The organism is Candidatus Pelagibacter sp. HIMB1709, assembly GCF_052047635.1.
In the GTDB taxonomy this organism is placed as follows: domain Bacteria; phylum Pseudomonadota; class Alphaproteobacteria; order Pelagibacterales; family Pelagibacteraceae; genus Pelagibacter.
The window spans coordinates 984,038-998,260 of record NZ_JBNAJW010000001.1; the positions used below are offsets into that span (position 1 = coordinate 984,038).

Below are 14,223 nucleotides of genomic sequence, written 5' to 3' on the forward strand. Positions count from 1 at the left end.
TCATATGGGTAAAAAAATATTTTCTGGTGTTCAGCCTACAGGAAATCTTCATTTAGGAAATTATTTAGGGGCTATAAAAAATTTTGTAGATTTAAATAATGATAATGAAAATGAATGTATTTTTTGTGTTGTGGATTTACATGCGATTACAGTAAAGCAAGATCCAAAAGAATTAAAAAATAATATTAGAGAAACTGTTGCAACTTTTGTAGCAAGTGGAATAGATCCAAAAAAAAGTATTATTTTTAACCAATCTAGAGTTCCAGCTCATTCTGAAGGGGCATGGATTTTTAGCTGTGTAGCTAGAATGGGTTGGTTAAATAGAATGACTCAATTTAAGGAGAAAGCTGGAAAAGATAAAGAAAAAGCAAGTGTCGGTCTTTATTCTTATCCTGTTTTAATGGCTGCAGACATCCTGTTATATGATGCTACCCATGTTCCAGTTGGAGATGATCAAAAGCAGCATTTAGAATTATGTAGAGATATAGCTCAAAAATTTAATAATGATTTTGAAATTGAAAATTTTTTACAGGTTCCTGAACCTTTAATCCAAAAAGAATTCTCAAGAATAATGAGTTTGAAAGATGGTTCGAAAAAAATGAGCAAATCCGAGTTGTCAGATTTAAGTAGAATAAATTTAACAGACGATAAAGATCAAATTATTATTAAAATTAAAAAAGCAAAAACAGATCCCTTACCAATGCCAAAAGATATAAATGAGCTTGAAAATAGATTAGAAGCAAAAAATTTATTAGGTATTTATTCTAGTTTGACAAATTCATCTTTACAAAATTCTGTTGATTTATTTGCTGGGAAAAATTTCTCAGAATTTAAAGAAAGATTATCTGATCAATTAGTTGATAAGATAAATCCTATTTCTAGTGAAATTAAAAAACTTTTAAATGATAAATCATATTTAGACAAAATCCTTCTAGAAGGAGTTGAAAAAGCTAATGCGATTGCATCTAAAAAGATTGAAAGATTGAAAGAAATAGTAGGTTTTTAGAAAAATTTATAATCAAGTTTCATTTTTAAAAAATTTAACTATATATAATTTTATGTTTGTGCAAACTGAAGTAACACCAAATCCAAATTCTTTGAAATTTCTTCCGGGCAAGAAGGTTTCAAATAGTGGTCCTTATGAAATTACAAATAAGGATGATGTAAAAAATGAATTAGTTCGAAATATATTATCAGTTAATGGTGTTGAAGGTTTATTTTTAGGGCAAGATTTTATATCCGTTAATAAGAAAGGTAATATTAATTGGGATGAAATAAAGCATATTGTAATTTCTTTAATTAATGATTTTTATTCAAGTGGCAAAGAGTTTGTAATAGACGAAAATTCAGAAAATGAAGAAACTAATTTAACCGAAATTGAGGAGAAGATAGTTAAAATTTTGGATCAGAAAATAAGACCTGCAGTAGCAAGAGATGGTGGCGATATTAAATTTAAAGAATTTAAAGATGGAATAGTTACAGTTCAGTTGCAAGGAAGTTGTTCTGGCTGTCCAAGCTCCACAATGACATTAAAACAAGGGGTTCAAAATTTATTATGTCATTATTTACCTGAGGTTAAAGAAGTTGTTTCGGTTTAATAATTATGAAAAAAATAAAAAAATCTGAAAACTCTAAAGATCAAAGTTTAAATGTACTATCAAGATTTTTATTAAGTGCATTGATGGTTACTTCATTTTTTTATGTAACACCAGTTTTAATAAATTTTGCAGAAAAAAACTTTAATAATGAAGAGTACACAAACAATTCTAAAAATATTTTAAATAAAGCTCTAAAAAGAGATAAAAAAGTTGAGGAAATTGATTCTTTTGTTGAAAATGATGAGAGAGAATTACTTTATGATATTTTGGAAGAAAATAATTCTGAAATTAACCTTGTAAGATTTACTACATCTCAAATTGATGCGTTATTTGAAGAAGTTAACTACACCCTTAAAGACGTAAGAAAAACAAAATTAGTAAAACCAATCGATATAGGTCTTTTGCCAAATGAAATAAAAAATATTGGAAATACAAAAAAAAGAAAAGAAATGTTCATCAAAATTGTTTTACCTTTAATAGTTAAAGAAAATACTAAAATTAGAATTGATAGAAAGAGACTTTTCACAATTTTAAATAAAAACAGTAATTCTGAAATTGAAAAGAAATGGTTAGAAAAAAAATTCAAACAATATGGTGTTAAGAAAAATGATTTTTCCACATTAAAAATAAGAATGGACGAAATTCCAGTTTCTTTAGCGATTGCTCAAGCTGCAAAGGAAACTGGTTGGGGAACTTCTAGATTTGCATTAAAAGGAAACGCATTGTTTGGTCAATGGACTTGGTCTGGAGAAGGTTTAAAACCTAAAAATGCTGAGGATGGAAAAGAGCACAAAGTGATGAAATTTCATAGTTTGCAACTTTCGGTAAGAGCATATCTGAGAAATTTGAATACACATTCTTCATATAAAAATTTAAGGAAAGCTAGAACAGATTTTAGGAATAAAAATAAACCTTTAGATAGTTTAATATTATCAAAATATTTAGATAAGTATGCAGAGACAGGAAAAGAATACACTGATGTTCTTCAAAAAATTATTGAACAGAATAATTTAAAAGATTTTGATGAAGCAAGATTGCTACCTTCTAGTAAAGATTTAGAAAGTTTGATTTAATTTGTCTTAATTGGAAATTGAACGCCAAACCATCTCCACTTTCCATTATCATTTAGCGAACAATTTACTCTACCTCTTCTAGGTTCAAACGGAGCTCTAAATTCAATTGTTAAAACCTGATTTGTAAAATTTGTTTTAGATTTTTCCCATTTATTTCCTTCATTTGAATAACATGTAATATTTTTTAAATTTTGTTGTTCTTTAAAAAATTCAACTTCAAACTTTGGCGGGTTATTTTCTTTTGTTAGTTGTTTTTCATTTGGTGACAATTTTTTATATTCCAATGGATAATAATTTATTATTGACTTAAATCTTTTTAACTCTCCGTATTTCTCATTTATTGGAAATCTTGGTAATTCAAATTTATTTTTATTAATGTCAATTACACCCGAATGTTGACCAAAAGCAAATTTAAAATTTTTAGATATATAATCTTTCATAAATTTAGAGTATTCTCCAAAAGGATAGGAAAAAATATTTGGTATATTTCCTAGTTCCTTTTGAAATATTACATTTGCTTTAGCAATATCTAAAACAAAATTGTTTGTATCTTCATCGATTAGATATTCGTGACTATGGGAGTGATGACCAATTAAAGAAAAATCTTCTGAACTGACTTCTCTTATCTGATCCCATGTCATATATCCTCTTTTTCCAACTGCTTCAGTTGAAACAAAGAGTATAAATGGTATTTTATTCTCTTTTAAAAAAGGCCATGCTTCTAAGTAGAATGATTCAAATCCATCATCAATAGTCAATAAAATTTCTTTATTTGATTTAGAAATTTTAAACTTAGTTTCAAATTCATTTGGATTAAGAAAATTATATTTTGAATTTTTTATAATTTTTATGTGTTCTTTAAAAATATCCATATTAATATTTGTAGATGGATATTTCGTTTCATTAAAACGATGATACATTATTGATAAAATTCCGTTATCTTTAGAATAATATTTGATATTATTTTCATCTGATTTAGAACTAAAGCTGAATAATAAACTAAATATGAATAAACTTATTATAGATGTAGCAGAAGCAAAAATTTTTCTCATGGTTATTACTAGTAGTGATATTTACAGCATTACTCATGATAATACTAAAATAAATTATGAAAAATTAACTTTGTTAATTAAAGAATTTTTAAAATCTAATAAATTTGATTTGAGTGATATTAGCAAGATTTATATTAATAGAGGTCCAGGAAGCTTTGCGGGGATTAGAAATTCAATCTCAATTGTTAAAGCTATCCAATTAGCATTAAAAATTGATTATTATTGTTACAGTTTTCAGGATTTTAAAGGTGAAAAAGAATTAAATCATAAAAATATACCTGAATTATGTGATAAATTTAAAATTAAAAAAAATTTGATTAACCCCATTTATATAAGTTAAGTTATCATATGTCCGAAACCATTGAGCAAAAATGCTTAGCAAAAGGTGTAAAATTAACAGATCAAAGAAGAGTAATCGCCCAGGTAATGTCAGAGTCCACTGATCATCCTGATGTAGATGAACTTTATAACAGAGTATCAAAAATAGATTCGAAAATAAGTATTGCCACTGTCTACAGAACAGTAAAATTATTTGAAGAAAGTGGAATACTTGCTAAGCATGAATTTAAAGGGGGAAAGGCAAGATATGAAGAACTTAACGAGGGTCATCATGATCATCTAATAGATGTGAAATCAGGTGAAATTATTGAATTTGTTGATGAAGACATAGAGAAGCTTCAAAAAAAAGTAGCAGAGAAATATGGGTATACTTTAGTTGATCATAAATTAGAGCTATATGGAATCAAAAAGAAATCCTAAAAGTCAAATGAAAAAAATCTTTATTAAGACATTCGGATGTCAAATGAATGAATACGATTCAAATAGAATATTTGATACTGTAAAAAAAATTGGTTATCAGAAAACGCAAAACCAAGAAGATGCTGATTGTTATTTATTAAATACTTGCCACATCAGAGATAAGGCAAAAGAAAAGGTTTATTCAGAAATTGGGAGAGTAAAAAAAAGTTTTAGAAATGAAAAAAAACCATTAGTGATAATTGCTGGATGTGTTGCTCAAGCCGAAAATCAAGAAATGCTAAAGCGAGAACCTTATATTGATCTTGTTATTGGTCCACAATCTTATCATAAAATTAATGAAACAATCTTAAATTATGAAGAAAAAAATAAAAAAATTGAAGAAACAGATTTTGATGCTGTCTCTAAGTTTGAATATTTAAGTAAAATAAAAAATGAAACTGGTAAGGTTTCATCTTTTTTAACTATTCAAGAAGGGTGTGATAAGTTTTGCCATTTTTGTGTTGTTCCTTATACACGTGGACCAGAATACTCAAGACCATTTAGTCAAATTATAAATGAGGCAAAATATTTAGCTGATAATGGTGCTAAAGAAATTATATTGCTAGGACAAAATGTTAATGCATATGATGATAATGGAAAAAGATTATCAAATTTAATTTTAGAAATTGAAAAAATAGATAAGGTTGAGAGAATTAGATATACAACATCACATCCAAAAGATATGACAAATGATCTGATTGAAGTTTATAAGTTCTCTAAAAAATTAATGCCATTAGTTCATCTTCCAGTTCAGAGTGGTTCTGATAATGTTTTAAAATTAATGAATAGAAAACATACAATTAGTGAATATTTAAAAACATTTGATAAACTAAAAAAAATTAATCCAAAAATTGAGTTTTCAAGTGATTTTATTTTAGCTTATCCTGGTGAAAGTGAGAAAGATTTCCAGGATACGATAGAATTAATAAAAAAAGTGAATTTTATAAATTCATATTCTTTTATATTCAGCCCAAGACCTGGAACAAAAGCAGAGAATTTAGTTCAAGTTGATAGAAAAATTTCTATGGAGAGATTGGAATTAGTTCAAAATCTTTTGTTTGAAAATCAAATTAAGATGAATAAGAATTTAGAAAATAAAATAATCGATGTTTTAGTGGAAAATTTAACTGAAGACAAAACCAAAGTTTTTGGTAGATCTGAATTTATGACATCTGTAATTTTTGATGGTAAAAATGAACATGTTGGAAAAGTTGTGAAGGTTAAAATAAAGAATAGCAATAGAAATACTTTATTTGGTGAACTCATCCATGATACAAAACAAAAGGTAGCCTAGATTTTGCAAAATACAAATAAACAAAATATCAACGCATCTTTAAAGTTTGTTTACTCGGATAATAATTCATTAAGCGTAATATTTCATGATAATGATTTATTGATGGGAGTTGCAGGAGAGTTTAATAAAAATTTAAAAGAATTAGAAAAAATGACTAATTCTAATTTGTATTCTAGAGGAAACTCAATAATGATTAAATCAAATACCGAAACAAATGAACTTATTAAGAATGCTATTCAATTCTTGGCTAATCAATTTATTAATAATGGCTCAATTGAAAATAAAGATATTGTTTCATCTATTGATAAATTTATGATTAATGAAAAAGTAAAAAATAATAATGTTACTGATATAATTAAAACTCCAAAAAAATCTATCATCCCAAGATCTGAAAAACAAAAAGGTTATGTTAGGGCTTTAAGACAAAGCGATATAATTATTTCTGCAGGGCCCGCAGGAACAGGCAAAACCTTTCTGGCTGTTGCTGTTGGTTTAACGATGTTATTAGAAAAAAAAATAGAAAGAATAATTTTATCTCGACCTGCAGTGGAAGCTGGTGAGAGATTAGGATTTCTTCCTGGTGATATGAAGGAAAAAGTAGATCCATATCTAAGACCACTTTACGATTCATTGTATGATCTGTTTGATTTTGAAAAAATACAAAGAATGATAGAAATAGGAGATATTGAAATTGCTCCATTAGCTTTTATGAGAGGACGAACTCTTAAAAATTCATTTGCAATTTTGGATGAAGCTCAGAATGCAACTGATACTCAAATAAAAATGTTCCTTACAAGAATCGGAGAGAATTCAAAAATAGTTGTAAATGGAGATCCAACTCAAATAGATTTACCAAACAAAAGTATGTCAGGCTTAGTTAGATCAAAAGAACTATTAGGTCATTTAAATGAGATTTCGATTGTAGATTTTGATCATTCTGATGTTGTAAGACATCCTCTTGTTTCAAAAATAGTAAAAGCATACTCACAAAATGATTAATATAAATGTCTTCTCTGAAGAGAAGGCTTGGTCAAAAAAGTTAAAAAATAAGCAACTTTTTTTTAAAAAAATTTGCAACGCTTTTCCAAAAAAATATAGATTTTTTAATAAAAAAGTTAGTTTAACATTGTTATTATCAAATAATCAAAACATTAAAATATTAAACAAAAATTTTAGAAATAAAAATAAATCTACTGATATTTTATCATTTCCTTTAAACAGAAAAACAAAGATTTCTAAAGAAACTTATTTAGGAGATATAATTATAAGTTTTAATTTTATAAACAAACCTAAATCACAAAATATAAAACAATTTAAAGAAAAAATAATTAAAATATTCATTCATGGTTTTTTGCATTTACTAGGCTTTGATCATATTAAAAATAAAGATTATTTTAAAATGTTGAAAGAAGAAGAAAAAATTTATCAATCAGTAATTTCCAAAATAAATTAAATTGAAAAATAATTTATATATCGAGGTAATATTTTTAATCTTATTAGGTGGAATAACCTCTCTAAGTTTACCACCATTTAATTTTTTAATAATAAATTTTTTTTCATTATCTTTATTTTTTATTTTTTTAATAAAAAAAAAAATCAACAATCATAAAATTTTCTTTTTTTATGGATGGTTGTTTGGATTTGGTTATTTTTTAACTAATGTTTATTGGATTTCAATCTCTTTAACTTTTGATGAGAATTTTAGATTTCTGATTCCATTTACTCTAATTCTTATTCCTTCATTTTTGGCATTATTTTATGGTTTGATTTCTTATTTATTTGTTATTTTGAAACCTAAAAAAATATTGAGTTGTTTTTTTTTATTTTCGGTACTTTTTGGAATTATTGAATTTGTTAGAGGATCAATTTTAACTGGTTTTCCATGGAATTTGATTGCTTATAGTTTTTCAAATCATTTAGAAATTTTAAGTATCACTTCAATTATTGGAACTTATGGATTTAATTTATTTTGTATTTCATTATTCTTATGTCCAGCTTTATATATCTTGAGAGATAGCAAAAAAGATATTGTTTTCTGTTTGCTTTTTCCTCTATTAGTTTTGATTTTTTATCTAAATGGATCATCTAATAAGGATAAATTTTTCAATATTCAGTTGAATGAACTTGACTATAAAATAAGACTTATTGGCTCTAATATCTCACTTGATAGATTTTATTCGGGCGATGGTCCCATGAAGTCTATTGAGGATTTAATTAAAATTAGTTCGCCTAAAAAAGAAACAAATACAATTTTTATTTGGCCCGAAGGTATATTACCAGGGATTTCTCAAGATGAAATAAAGGATTATCATTTCAAATTTAAAGATCATTTTAGTCAAAATCATTTATTAATATTAGGCATTAACAGTAAGTCTAAAAAAAATGAAGTCACAAAATATTTTAACTCTCTTTCAGTTTATGATCATAATCTTAACTTACTAGAATCTTACGACAAAACAAATTTAGTTCCATTTGGTGAATTTTTACCAATGGAAAATTTTTTGAAAAAAATTGGTTTAAGATCTTTAACTAATAATTATCAGTCTTATTCCAGAGGTGAAAAAAGAGATATTATCGAGATAAATCAAAATAACTTTTCTTTAAGATTTCTACCTCTGATTTGTTATGAAATAATTTATTCAGGAAAATTGTTTAAAAATGAGGAATTTGATATTATTGTAAATATTTCAGAAGATGGTTGGTTTGGTCAATCAATAGGACCTAAACAACACTTTATTCATAGTATTTATCGTGCAATAGAAAGTGGAAAATATGTTCTAAGATCTGCTAATAATGGAATAGCAGCAATAATAAATCCACTGGGGATTGTTGAAAATCAAGTAGCATTTAATGATGTGGGATATATTGATTTGTTTGAAATGAGAAAAATTCAACCAACAGTTTTTTCAAAATTTGGAAATAAAATTTTTGGAATAATAATTTTGTTGTATATTTTTCTAATATTTTCATTTAATAGAAAAAATAATGAGTAATTTAAAAAATTTCCTTTTTACAAGCGAGTCTGTATCTGAAGGTCATCCTGATAAAGTATCAGATAGAATTTCTGATATGGTAGTTGATAGTTATATTTCCGGTGATCCATTTTCAAGAGTTGCTTGTGAAACTTTGACCACAACGAATAAAGTTGTTTTGGCAGGTGAAGTAAGAGGACCTGAGATAAAAAAAGATGAATTAATTGAAAAAGTAAGAAACTGTATAAAAGATATTGGTTATGATCAGGATGGTTTTACTTGGAGAGAAGCAACAAAAATAGAAAGCCATTTACATTCTCAATCTGCTGATATTGCAATGGGAGTAGATTCATCTGGAAATAAAGATGAAGGAGCAGGTGATCAGGGAATTATGTTTGGATACGCCTGTAATGAAACAGATGTTTTGATGCCTGCGCCAATTCATTATTCACACAAAATTTTAAGACTAATGGCAGAAGATAGAAAGTCTGGTAAATTAAAAAACATAGAACCAGATTCAAAGAGCCAAGTTACATTTGAGTATGTTGACGGCAAACCTACTAGAGTTAAATCTGTAGTTATCTCTTCACAGCATTCTGCTGATGTTAATCAATCTCAAGTGAGGGATTTGTTAAGACCCTATATGATTAAGTCAATTCCTGAACAGTTTCTTCAAGATTTTAGAGATGAAGAGTTTTATGTTAATCCAACAGGTAACTTTGTTATTGGTGGTCCAGATGGAGATTGTGGCCTAACTGGAAGAAAGATTATTGTTGATACATACGGAGGTGCGGCACCACATGGTGGAGGCGCTTTTTCGGGTAAAGATCCTACCAAGGTAGATAGATCTGCTGCTTATGCAGCAAGATATATTGCTAAAAATGTTGTCGCTTCAAAAATAGCAGATAAATGTTTAATACAACTTGCCTATGCAATTGGAGTATCTAAACCATTATCAATTTATGTTGATTTATTTGATAATGACATAGAAAAAAATAAATTTGTTGTTGAAAAAATTAATGAAAGTTTTGATTTAAGCCCAAGAGGAATTAGAGAAATGCTGAACTTAAATAGACCAATATATGAAAAAACAGCAGCCTACGGTCATTTTGGCAGAAACCCTGAGGATAATGGTTCTTTTTCTTGGGAAAAAACTGATAAAACTGAGGTTTTTTTTAAATAGTTTCTGTTGAATTAAAAAAAAACTTTACTATATTGCCCTTACATTGTTGAATTATCAAAATGGGCTCTAGCCCATTTTTTTTTGGAGCAAACAAAAATGTTAAATAAAAGAGCTGATAAATTAGAGTTATTAAGAATTGCTGAAGCTGTAGCTTTAGAGAAATCTATAGATAAAGAACTTATAATTAGTTCTATGGAAACAGGTATTGCTAAAGCAGCTAAATCTAAATTTGGTCAAGAAAATGAAATCAAAGTATCTATTAACAGAGATAATGGCGATATAGAATTATTTAGAAAACTGACTATCTCAGATAATCCTGAGAATTCTAATACTGAGATAAAGTTAGAAGATGCAATAATTTTAAATGAAATCAATAAAGATAAATCAGTTGGAGATGAAGTTCTTCAACCTTTGCCATCTTTTGATTTTGGAAGAATTGCTGCACAAACTGCAAAACAAGTTATCAGTTTTAATGTTAGAGAGGCTGAAAGAGAAAGACAATATAATGACTTTATTGATAAAAAAGATTCAATTTTAAGTGGTATTGTTAAAAGATTAGAATTTGGAAGTGTAATTGTTGACTTAGGAAGAACAGAAGCAATCATTCAAAAAAATGAGTTAATTCCAAGAGAAAACATTAAAGCTGGTGATAGAATAAAAGCTTATTGTTATGATGTAAGGAGAGAGCCAAGAGGTCAACAGATTTTCTTATCAAGAGCTCACCCAAAATTTATGGAAAAACTTTTTGTTCAAGAAGTACCAGAAATTTATGACGGATTAATTGAGATTAAATCGTCTTCTAGAGATCCTGGAAGTAGAGCAAAAATATGCGTTAAAGCAGTTGATACTTCATTAGATCCAGTTGGAGCATGTGTTGGAATGAGAGGTTCAAGAGTTCAAGCAGTAGTAAACGAACTTCAGGGAGAAAAAATTGATATTGTAAATTGGTCAGAAGATGCTGCTATATTGGTATCAAATGCTTTATCTCCAGCAGAAGTGCAGAGAGTAAATGTAGACGCTGAAAGAAAAAAACTTGATGTAATACTTACAGAAGAAAATTTGAGTAAAGCGATTGGTCGTAGAGGTCAAAATGTAAGATTAGCAACTAAGTTATTAAATTACGAAATTAATATAATGACTGATGCAGAGGATTCAGAGAGAAGACAACTAGAGTTTAAAGAAAAAACTGATAATTTTGTCAAAAATTTAGAACTAGATGAAACCTTGGGTCAATTACTAGTTGCTGAAGGATTTTCAACAATTGATGATATTAAAGATAGCACAGTAGAGAATTTAATTAAAATTGAGGGAATCGAGGAAGAAACAGCAGAGGCTTTAATTGAAAGAGCTAAAGATTTTCATCAAAAAGATCAAGAAGATATTTCACTAAGAATTAAAGAGCTTGGTTTGGAAGACACATTAATTAATCTAAAAGGATTAACACCAGGAATGTTAGTTACCTTAGGTGAGCAAAAAATTTTGACATTAGAGGACTTTGCTGACTTAGCATCGGATGAACTTACAGGTGGTTATGATATAGTTAAAGGTGAAAGAGTAAAAATTCAAGGATACCTTGAAGATTTTGCTCTCTCAAAAGAAGAAGCAGATGAGTTGATTATGTCTGCTAGAAATATAGTTTATAAAGATTAGGTGATGAGCAATGGAGAAAAAAACAAAGTTAACAATATCTGGCTCACCCAAAAAATCTATAAAAAATATTGAGATAGCTAAATCTCATGGAAAAAATTCAGTTGTTATAGAAAAACAAACTGGAAAATTTACCAGTAGAGGTGGATCATTTAGACCAGGTGCTGGTAAACCAAGATCAACTCCTTCATTTAACAGAGGTGCACCTTTAAAACCTTCTTTTGCGCCAAAATCCCCTCCAATCACGAACGATTTTGAGAGAAGAAAATTGGCAGAACAAAGAGCCACAAAAAGATTAAAAGGTGACAGTGAAAGCAAAGATAGAAAAACTTTAAAAGTAGGAACGAAAAAAAGAGAATTAAAATTAACAGTTTCAAGAGCTTTAAGTGATGAAATAGAAGCAAGAGAAAGAAGTCTTGCATCAGTTAAAAGGGCTCGACAAAAAGAAATGAAAAACTCTTCAAAAGAAGAGGCTCAAGAAAACCTAAAACCAGTCAAAAGAGATATCAACATTCCAGAAGCAATAACTGTTAGAGAGTTGGCAAATAGAATGGCAGAGCAGTCGAGTAATGTAATAAAATATCTATTTGGAATGGGAGTAACAGTAACAATTAATCAAACTTTAGCTGCTGATACAGCTGAATTTTTAGTTAAAGAATTTGGTCATAATCCAATAAGAGAGGAAAAAGCAGAAGAAATTATACAAAAAATAAAAGCTACAAGAGTAGAAAATTTAAAAAATAGACCCCCTATTGTTACAGTCATGGGTCATGTTGACCATGGAAAAACTTCTGTTCTGGATGTTTTGAGAAGTGCAAATGTAGTTTCAGGAGAATTTGGTGGAATTACTCAACACATTGGAGCATATCAAATTGAAAGTCAAAATAACAAATTAACTTTCATAGACACCCCAGGTCATGCTGCTTTTACAGAAATGAGAGCTAGAGGGTCAAAATTAACAGACGTAGTTGTATTAGTTGTTGCTGCTGATGATGGAGTAAAACCACAAACTGTAGAATCAATTAAACATGCAAAAGCTGCAAATGTTCCAATTGTAGTTGCTATAAATAAATGTGATCTTCCTGAAGCAGATCCACAGAAAATTAAAAACCAATTACTTGAACACGAGTTAATTGCAGAGGATTTATCTGGAGATACTTTAATGGTTGAAGTTTCTACAAAAACTAAACAAAATTTAGATAAGTTAGTCGAATCTATAATCTTACAAGCTGAAATTTTAGATCTAAAAACTGATTATGAATCTAAAGCTACAGGGATAGTGTTAGAATCTAAAATTGATATTGGAAGAGGACCAGTTGCAAATATTATTGTAACAACAGGTACTCTTAAAAAAGGTGACTTTTTTGTGAGTGGTTTAAAGTGGGGAAAAGTTAGAGCAATTATCAATGATAAAGGTCAAAATATAAGTGAAGCTCCACCTTCAACTCCTATAGAAGTTTTAGGTATAAATGGTGCTGCTAAAGCTGGAGATGATTTTATTGTTTTAGATACTGAAAAAGAGGCTAAAACTTTGAGTGAAAATAGAGCTCAAGAGAGCAAAGATGGAAAAAATCCTTTAACTTTTGCAACTCAAGATTCTGCTTTTTCAGACAAATCCTCTGAAGAATTAAATTTAATTATAAAATCAGATGTACAAGGATCCTCTGAGGCTATCAAAAATGCTATAGCTCAAATTAAACATGAGGAAGTTAAACCAAAAATAATTTTAGCAGACATAGGAATGGTAACAGAAACCGACGTTACATTGGCTAAAGCATCAAATGCCGTATTAATAGCCTTTAATGTTAAACCGAGCAAAGAGGCTAAAAAACTTGCTGAAAATGAAAAAATAAAAATTTCTTCTTATAATATTATTTATGAGGTTTTAGATTTTGTTAAGCAAAAAATGTCTGGACTATTATCTCCTGATGTTCAAGAAACAATTACTGGAACAGCACAAATTCTTGAGATATTCAAAGTTTCAGGTGCTGGAAAAGTTGCAGGTTCAAAAATTACAGAAGGAGAAATAAATAGTAATTCTGATGTAAGAATTATTAGAGACGGCGCAATAATTTACACAGGGAAAGTTTCAACAATTTTCAGAGAGAAAAACCAAGTAAAACAGGTTAGTGATGGTCAAGAATGTGGAATTACTGTTAAAGATTATATGGATTTCCAAAAAAACGACACAATAGAGGCATTTAGTGTTACATCTACAGAGAGATCGATTTAATGGCTGATAGAATAGGAAAACCAGTATCGCAAAGACAGCTTAGAGTCGGAGAGATGATTAAGCAGTCTTTAAGCATGATTTTTATAAGAAATGAGGCTAAGGTGCCCAACTTAGAAACAAATACTATAACAGTTACAGAGGTTAGAATGAGTCCTGATTTAAAAATTGCTAAAGCATATGTTCTTCCATTGGGAGGAAAAGATGCTGAGGAAACAATTAATGTTTTGAAAGAATACTCATTTTTAATAAGAAAAATTTTATCACAAAAAGTGGTTATGAAATTTTTACCAAAATTACTTTTTAGAAAAGACGAATCTTTTGAGTATGCGGAAAAAATAGAAAACTTAATAAAACAAACAAATAAATAGGAAGA

General features: G+C 28.2%; 14 protein-coding genes. 13 read left to right on the forward strand and 1 reads right to left on the reverse strand.

Going from position 1 to position 14,223, the window contains the following annotated elements; all coding sequences use genetic code 11:
• Positions 1 to 4: 4 nt before the first annotated feature.
• From trpS to ACTTAR_RS05375, 3 genes are read left to right on the forward strand one after another with little or no spacing between them, the layout of a single operon-like run.
• The gene (trpS, locus tag ACTTAR_RS05365; RefSeq protein ID WP_440681356.1) at positions 5 to 1,006 is read left to right on the forward strand and encodes a tryptophan--tRNA ligase; all 1,002 of its coding nucleotides are present in this window, start codon (positions 5 to 7) and stop codon (positions 1,004 to 1,006) included.
• A gap of 52 nt (positions 1,007 to 1,058) precedes the next feature.
• On the forward strand, positions 1,059 to 1,598 hold the full coding sequence (locus ACTTAR_RS05370; RefSeq protein ID WP_440681355.1) for a NifU family protein: 540 nt from the start codon (positions 1,059 to 1,061) through the stop codon (positions 1,596 to 1,598).
• 5 nt (positions 1,599 to 1,603) lie between these two features.
• On the forward strand, positions 1,604 to 2,671 hold the full coding sequence (locus ACTTAR_RS05375; RefSeq protein ID WP_440697910.1) for a glucosaminidase domain-containing protein: 1,068 nt from the start codon (positions 1,604 to 1,606) through the stop codon (positions 2,669 to 2,671).
• Here the strand turns inward: ACTTAR_RS05375 and ACTTAR_RS05380 are convergent.
• Positions 2,668 to 3,723 carry a polysaccharide deacetylase family protein gene (locus ACTTAR_RS05380; protein WP_440681353.1) on the reverse strand — a complete coding sequence of 352 codons (1,056 nt, stop codon included), beginning with the start codon at positions 3,721 to 3,723 and terminating at the stop codon, positions 2,668 to 2,670. The two genes, ACTTAR_RS05375 and ACTTAR_RS05380, sit on opposite strands and share 4 nt — an antisense overlap.
• Here ACTTAR_RS05380 and ACTTAR_RS05385 point away from each other — a divergent pair.
• From ACTTAR_RS05385 to rbfA, 10 genes are all read left to right on the forward strand, one after another.
• Positions 3,677 to 4,063 (forward strand): peptidase M22, encoded by a 387-nt coding sequence (locus ACTTAR_RS05385; protein ID WP_440681352.1) that lies wholly within the window; start codon positions 3,677 to 3,679, stop codon positions 4,061 to 4,063. The two genes, ACTTAR_RS05380 and ACTTAR_RS05385, sit on opposite strands and share 47 nt — an antisense overlap.
• 8 nt (positions 4,064 to 4,071) lie before the next feature.
• Entirely contained in the window at positions 4,072 to 4,482 is a 411-nt protein-coding gene (locus ACTTAR_RS05390) for a Fur family transcriptional regulator (RefSeq protein ID WP_440681350.1), read from the forward strand.
• Positions 4,460 to 5,815, forward strand: coding sequence for a tRNA (N6-isopentenyl adenosine(37)-C2)-methylthiotransferase MiaB (gene miaB / locus ACTTAR_RS05395; RefSeq protein WP_440681349.1), 1,356 nt, complete (start codon positions 4,460 to 4,462; stop codon positions 5,813 to 5,815). Before ACTTAR_RS05390 ends, miaB begins: the two co-directional genes overlap by 23 nt.
• Before the next feature lie 3 nt (positions 5,816 to 5,818).
• Positions 5,819 to 6,814 carry a PhoH family protein gene (locus tag ACTTAR_RS05400; RefSeq protein ID WP_440681348.1) on the forward strand — a complete coding sequence of 332 codons (996 nt, stop codon included), beginning with the start codon at positions 5,819 to 5,821 and terminating at the stop codon, positions 6,812 to 6,814.
• On the forward strand, positions 6,807 to 7,268 hold the full coding sequence (gene ybeY, locus ACTTAR_RS05405) for an rRNA maturation RNase YbeY (protein WP_440681346.1): 462 nt from the start codon (positions 6,807 to 6,809) through the stop codon (positions 7,266 to 7,268). The genes ACTTAR_RS05400 and ybeY overlap by 8 nt, the downstream gene beginning before the upstream one ends.
• 1 nt (position 7,269) lies before the next feature.
• Entirely contained in the window at positions 7,270 to 8,808 is a 1,539-nt protein-coding gene (lnt, locus tag ACTTAR_RS05410; RefSeq protein ID WP_440681345.1) for an apolipoprotein N-acyltransferase, read from the forward strand.
• Positions 8,801 to 9,970 carry a methionine adenosyltransferase gene (gene metK, locus ACTTAR_RS05415; protein WP_440697911.1) on the forward strand — a complete coding sequence of 390 codons (1,170 nt, stop codon included), beginning with the start codon at positions 8,801 to 8,803 and terminating at the stop codon, positions 9,968 to 9,970. The genes lnt and metK overlap by 8 nt, the downstream gene beginning before the upstream one ends.
• Positions 9,971 to 10,066: 96 nt before the next feature.
• Positions 10,067 to 11,620, forward strand: a complete 1,554-nt coding sequence (gene nusA / locus ACTTAR_RS05420; RefSeq protein WP_440681343.1) for a transcription termination factor NusA — start codon at positions 10,067 to 10,069, stop codon at positions 11,618 to 11,620.
• A 10-nt stretch (positions 11,621 to 11,630) separates the two neighbouring features.
• Entirely contained in the window at positions 11,631 to 13,850 is a 2,220-nt protein-coding gene (gene infB / locus ACTTAR_RS05425; protein WP_440697912.1) for a translation initiation factor IF-2, read from the forward strand.
• The gene (rbfA, locus tag ACTTAR_RS05430; RefSeq protein WP_075485631.1) at positions 13,850 to 14,218 is read left to right on the forward strand and encodes a 30S ribosome-binding factor RbfA; all 369 of its coding nucleotides are present in this window, start codon (positions 13,850 to 13,852) and stop codon (positions 14,216 to 14,218) included. The genes infB and rbfA overlap by 1 nt, the downstream gene beginning before the upstream one ends.
• Positions 14,219 to 14,223: the final 5 nt, after the last annotated feature.